Below are 426 nucleotides of genomic sequence, written 5' to 3' on the forward strand. Positions count from 1 at the left end.
GGTAACGCATTTTCGCTACCTGAGCATCCCACAGGGCGCGGAGTTCTTCTTCGGTGGGGGGCTGGTCGGAGGGGTCATCAATCATGACAGTAATGAAGTGGTCTTCAAAGATACCAAAAGCCCGAGCGGTCGAATTCGTACGAATGTTGGGGGTGTTGGCATAATCATCACGCAAGACCGGTAAAGGGTCGCGGCCAAGCGCATTCCATGACACGGATTGGAATGCGAGGACTTCTTCTGGGTAGCCCTCTAAACGCTCAAACACATAATCTTCAGAATCGTCTCCGACCCGTTCTTTCGGCGGCAAACTTAAACAATGATCAATCTCCCTGTTTGCGCTAGGCACATAGTCTGTTTCAAAGCCGTCAGTTGGCCATATTCCCACAGCCACAACACGCGCCCCATTGGTGTACTGAGCAATATAGT

1 protein-coding gene is annotated in these 426 nt (G+C 51.4%); it reads right to left on the minus strand.

From position 1 onward, the window contains the following. Positions 1 to 307: hypothetical protein (locus EII11_RS10380; protein WP_165867171.1), on the minus strand; the 307-nt coding region annotated here is incomplete at its 3' end. Positions 308 to 426: the final 119 nt, after the last annotated feature.

Source organism: Schaalia canis, from assembly GCF_003858455.1.
Lineage (GTDB): Bacteria > Actinomycetota > Actinomycetes > Actinomycetales > Actinomycetaceae > Pauljensenia > Pauljensenia canis.